We start from the raw sequence: 5,502 nt of genomic DNA on the forward strand, positions 1-5,502 counted from the left end.
CAGTCAAGTGATGCTCAATCTCTTTTCGACGTGAGCGCTCCATTACTCATCTATCAAGCTTAACTAACAAAAGTTTTCGTACTCATTAATCTCCCAGACAGTCGATGGGCCAACGCAGGTCGATGAAACACAGCAGGTGTGTTCGGGCTTCAAAGGCCAAGACCCGCCGCGGGAGGGACTCGACCGCGGCGGGTCGCCCGAAGGCGGACGCACCCGCTGGACAGGGGATCAGGGAGACGAACTGACGCTCGTCGCGGCCTGCCGCGACGTGCTTCGCGTGGTTTCAGCCCAAGAGGGAAGCGACTACGAAGATGATCTCGGGCCAGTTATTGAGGAAGCAGACGACCTCTCCCAGCCGCTGGGAGAGGTCTGGACTGATGGATTGCCAGCATACCGAGGCATGGAGCACGATCACCGATACGTTGTCCACGACGACCGGTACGTCTCCGGCGAAGGCGTCCACACGAACCAGGTAGAGTGTCTCTGGTCACTGCTCCAGCCGTGGTTGGCGAAGTTCCGCGGCCTGTCCAAGCAGGGCTTGGAGCAGGCCGCTCGGACCTACGGCTTCCTCCGGTCACTGAACCTTACTGGGGCACCGATCCACGGTCTCATAGATTGTATCGCCGTCAATGTATTCCGCTAGTTCCGCCAGTCTACCGAAGAGCGACTGCCAAGTGGAGTTTTAGAGTGCCCCACCCGGAAGGTCGCGGCTTAGACAACTTCTGGACAATCCACTATCGCGCCCTTGAGGGCGGTATACTCGTCACTTTGGGAATACGCGCAAACTCAACGGCCGGTATAGGATTCATATCTGCCCTTACGACTTGGAACCATACTATCAGCGGATTTGTCTACCGGACGGAGAGATGGGGCCGCGCTGGGCATCACTCTTGGCGACGCTGAGGCAACAGCATTCGTGTGGCCGTCTTGGCTGGTGCCTGGTTCATCGCATACCGACTCGCCGACGAAGTCGCGGACATGCGCCTCTCGGTCTATCTTCGGACTGGGGTCCTGCAGGACGATTACGCGCTACCTCCTCAGGGCGTCCAGAGGATTTAGATCCGGTACTCCGACTGTCACCACAAAATTCAGCACTATCAAATCTCTTTGGATCATCAACGGGTTCACCGAGACGCTGAGTTTGTTACCGAAGTTCTGACTTCTTTCCACTTCTGGGACGCCGATCAGCTGCAGAAAAATCTCACAACCGGGTGCATATAACTGGATTTCATAACAAACTATTTCAAATTCGGGGGAGATCGGATAATAAAACTCAACACTGTGATTAAGTAAATATGGCAAAAAATATCACAGGCCAGCATAAGTCAAACTATTTTTGCAAGTAAGATGGAGCTGTCATTATGAATGGGTCGTATGTAAAACGGGGGTTCAGATTACACCTTGATCAGCTACTAGTAGCGGTTTGGACGCTTCTCTTGCTGGCGGTGTACGCTCAAACGTTATCTCTCCTTGTTCCGGGACATCCGAATTTCAGTAATATATGGGATCACCAATTCTACATTAAGATGGCTGAGGGAGTCCAATGTTCAACGGCACCACTTTGCTGGCGGGTATTGACTCCATCGTTGGTCAAGCTGCTGCCACTTCCCCTTGCAACGAGTTTTATGACAATTTCACTTGCAAGTCTCGCCCTGTCTGGAGTATTAGTCTACGAGATATCGAAAGCATACGGGTTTAAACCCTGTACCGCTTTCGTCGGTACGGCATTATTCGTGAATCTGAGTTCGGTGAGTGGCTACTACCTCTATAATTTCTGGCTTACCGACCCAATTGCGTATGTATTTACACTCCTCGGCATTTACGCCGTCTTCACTGAGCGCAATTGGCTATTCTTGATTGCGCTGCTTGTGGGCGTTACTGCTAAAGAATCGGTTCTCTTCGTTGCCCCACTGTACTTTACGTTCCCCGCATCAAAAATAATCAACCGGGGCACGATCAAACGATTCGCCACGCTGGTTGCTCCGGCAGTAACAATTCTTGTATTGATACGTGTATCAATCAGAGCAGGTGGCGAATACAGCTATGTTAATACTTTCCTGACGATAGGAGTACCGAGAATCACCGGACTCGATGCGGAGTTTCTGACCAAAATCAGCGTTAGCGCGTTTGGTTTTCTGATTGTTTTCCCTGTGTTTAATCTGCGGAAAACCATCCCTACGCTATTTCGATTCCTACCGTTCTTGATTCTTGTATACGCACAGTTGTTAGTTGCAACTGATGTGGCGCGGCTGATTATGATGGGCTTCCCAGCATTCGTTATTATGTCTCTCGAGGGACTCACAGCCCTCACAGACCGGCTGTCTGACCTCGGCTCTGTATCTGTCCCCGTATTTGTATATCTTGTTCCGTGTCTCTTAATATTCTATTTCAATCTTGGTTCGATAACGCCAGTTTCGTTCGCGACGGAAGGGGCAGTTTATACAGGATTCACAATCTTAATAATGATTACTATATACGTCGAAAATTGGGTGTAATCCTTATCTCCGGGCCGCTTCGGTCTTTAACGATGATAGGACAAGGGGGAGTAATGCTATCTACGATGGTATCTCTCTGCCTCGGCGTCCTTCGGTGGCCACAGCGGCTCAGGTCCGGCTGAGAGCGGTGCGAGCAACGCTAGGGAATCGCGGAACGGCGCTTGTGACCGGCGTCGTGACGCTCGTGGATTACCACTAATTACTAATTCCGGACGCTGAGTTCCCCGCTGTAGTGCTGACCTGTTACACATTCTTGGCCCACCGCTGTGGAGTGCTTACCGCTATTGCTCTCGAGAGAGGATCCAGTGTAGTCCACTGGCGGCGAGTATCGCCAAGCCCGGAAGCACAAGCAACCAGTAGTGACGCCAGACTCGCACGAACAAAGCGAGCCCCATCCATGCAGTCAACGCCAACCCCAAGTACGTTACCTCCAGGTCGTCGTTCGACGAGTCAACCACACGTGCAGCTCCGAACACGGCCAGAAACAGATGTGGGAGATACCGGGCACTCCGTTGGTGGAAAAGATCGACATAGCGGCCGGGGTCGGCGAACAGTGACCCTGACGTTTGGAACTGACTGGCGCCCTGAATGAAATTGGGGACGAGGAGTAGCGACTGTCGCATACCTGCGGCGAGAGCGTCGACGCCCCAGATGACCAAGACAAGCGCGTACGAGACAACGGCAACGGCGATTACAGCTCCCGTCATTGTTCGGAGCCGCTCTAACCCGCCGCGCCGGTACTCCCACCACAGTGCCACGGGCCCAGCGAAGGCGATCTGCTGGGCGATCATCCCAGCGATCCCATAGGACAGTCCGGCCCGTCGACCGCTCGATGCGACGAGTCCTAATAACAAGAACGCGAGGGCGAACGTCTTGTTGTTCGTAAACCCGTACGTGTGGACGAAGATGCCGTAGGCGGTGAACGCGGCGCCAACTGCGGCGGACCGCTGGTCAAACCCACGGCTCAGGAGGCGGAAGACGAGCCAGATCATCAAGCCGCCACCGATGCCAGTTACTGTCAATAGAATCAGATGGGGAACAGGAGTAGCGGCTGCGACGATATTGATGAACGCCCAGATTGGCGGTTTATTGTCCGGGACCTGGGCGTACAGCACGCCACCCTCCAGGACTTGATTCCCGAAGTCGACCCACAGCTCGGCATCGTAGAGGAACTCGCGGCCTGCGACGGTCCGGATGACCCATCGATATATCGAGAGCCCAGCGATGTGGATGGCAAAGACTACTGTTACGACGATGGCGACCGGATCGTCGTCGTCGTCAATATCAAGCCAACGGGTCAACATGGGTAGACCCTCCTGCTCAGGAGAGAAAAATCCGACGGTTGCCGGTCGCTCGCGCGGGAATAGTACCTCGATGCTGAGGCCGCGCTCGGACATACTCCCGGACTTGCTGAGTAGCACTAAGTGCTAATCCTGCTCCACTTTCCCGAGTTATCTTATCGAATATAGTAAAACATTCCTTGGGTATATCGGTATTAGCGAGGACGTGTTGAGGTGAAAAGGTCCGCTGACCGGCCTGCCAGAGATATTCGGCCAGGTGCGCACTAATACGGTCGTCGGCGCTGGGGTGGAAACGGCCCACCCGGCCAGCGAACAGTCCTTTCTGTCAGCCTACCCGTGAGCGAAACAGGCAGCACTCCGTACCGGATGACCGAGGAGGACTGGTTTGCCGACCAAGATGACGAGTACCCCGGCCACGGTAATCAGCCCGAGCAGGATAATTAATACGCCGACAACGGTCAGGGCGAGGAGTAATGAAAGTATCACTCACCCATCCCGAAAGTGAACAACAAGTACGCGATCAAGGCTAAGAGCTGATGCGGTCAGCGGAACCGTTACTCTGCTTGACCACGCTCTTAGGGAATCCAATCCACCTTTCGAGCCGGCACAACGTCGTGCATTACCGTCTCGATTTCTCCGCCTCACGGGGCACGGGTGGCGTTGATCATGGCCGCTTCGGGCAGCGGGTGCGTTACAGCCCGCTGGCAACAGCGTGTCATAGAATACGTCTCACGGCCTCTACCTGACGATTATATAGCCCCACATTCGCGCTTAAGCTCGTGATTCCGCCAGCCGCCGGTTCTGTTCAGGCCAGAGACTGTGAATTGGACTCGTTGAGAGCTATTGTATGACAGGCTCCTGGCAAGCCAACTCTGCACGACCCGGGCGCGACCCACGTCCGGAAAGACGAGTGGGGACTCTCGGAACAGAGACTGGTTGTCTCGAAGACGCACGAACCCCTCGATGGACGTCTCAGCAAACAGCAATATCGACGCATCCACCGCTGAAGATACCTAGCAGCCTTCTCTGGCCACGGCGAGAGCGGCCTACTTATTGAACCGGGATCGCTGGGAAACATCGTTGGGCAGGTCAAGCGGCTTATTCGCTACCCGGATATGGAAAAGCGACTCGTAGAGGCAGGCGATAAAAAGGCCGCAGCACCGAATATCAAAGCTGTGGCCCAGCAGTTCGGAACCGTCCTCGCCGACGAATTGTTCGTGTGACTCGTGGCTACGGAATTGGTGGCTGACGGGCCGCGTGGCTACGGGAGAGGACCGGTAGGAAACGGCTGCGCCGATTGCCATTATACCCGGACACAGGACCGCCGTTGCGGCCGTTACCTAAGTTGATAAATATGCTGTTCCGTAACTGGCACCCAATAGTGAATCTACGCACGATGGTGCTCCGTCCTTGAGGCACGACCTTCGACGCGGAGCTGGACGGTCGTGTACTAGCCGCGCCGACCGATCTCCAGGGGAGATGGTCATCGAACTCGACGTTATCAGGATGGTCGATAACCTCCGACACGAATACCGCCGGGGCGGCGAGTTCGGGTTGCTGGATTCGCTCGCATACAGGGCGTTCTATCGGCCGCGACTCTCGGAGAAGGAGAGGTCGAAACTCAGTACCTCACAAAGCGTCACCCACTAATCCGATCTGAGTCACTTCTTCTGTCTCGATGAGCCGTCTGTAGCGGTCGATCTTCG

Annotated in this window: 3 protein-coding genes and 1 pseudogene; 3 read left to right on the top strand and 1 reads right to left on the bottom strand. The window is 54.7% G+C overall.

The features are described 5' to 3' along the window. Positions 1–88: 88 nt before the first annotated feature. Both C442_RS18035 and C442_RS18040 read left to right on the top strand, forming a co-directional pair. Positions 89–643 (top strand): annotated as a pseudogene (locus C442_RS18035) (IS1595 family transposase); the annotation flags it as partial. 883 nt (positions 644–1,526) lie between these two features. Next, the gene (locus C442_RS18040) at positions 1,527–2,495 is read left to right on the top strand and encodes a hypothetical protein (protein WP_152418486.1); all 969 of its coding nucleotides are present in this window, start codon (positions 1,527–1,529) and stop codon (positions 2,493–2,495) included. Between the two features lie 281 nt (positions 2,496–2,776). On the opposite strand, the gene C442_RS18045 is transcribed toward C442_RS18040, so the two are convergent. Further along, a complete protein-coding gene (locus C442_RS18045) occupies positions 2,777–3,892 on the bottom strand; it encodes a hypothetical protein (RefSeq protein WP_008312983.1) in 1,116 nt (371 codons plus the stop codon). 1,383 nt (positions 3,893–5,275) lie between these two features. Between C442_RS18045 and C442_RS21865 the strand changes: the two genes are divergently transcribed. Next, positions 5,276–5,446, top strand: a complete 171-nt coding sequence (locus C442_RS21865; protein WP_161606634.1) for a hypothetical protein — start codon at positions 5,276–5,278, stop codon at positions 5,444–5,446. Positions 5,447–5,502: the final 56 nt, after the last annotated feature.

The sequence above is a fragment of the Haloarcula amylolytica JCM 13557 genome, from assembly GCF_000336615.1.
GTDB lineage: Archaea > Halobacteriota > Halobacteria > Halobacteriales > Haloarculaceae > Haloarcula > Haloarcula amylolytica.

What these genes read in the sequence shown, in the direction of transcription:
- C442_RS18040 (WP_152418486.1), top strand. Translation starts at nt 1,527, where the DNA reads ATGGCTGAGGGAGTCCAATGTTCAACGGCACCACTTTGCTGGCGGGTA.
- C442_RS18045 (WP_008312983.1), bottom strand. Translation starts at nt 3,892, where the DNA reads ATGTCCGAGCGCGGCCTCAGCATCGAGGTACTATTCCCGCGCGAGCGA.
- C442_RS21865 (WP_161606634.1), top strand. Translation starts at nt 5,276, where the DNA reads ATGGTCATCGAACTCGACGTTATCAGGATGGTCGATAACCTCCGACAC.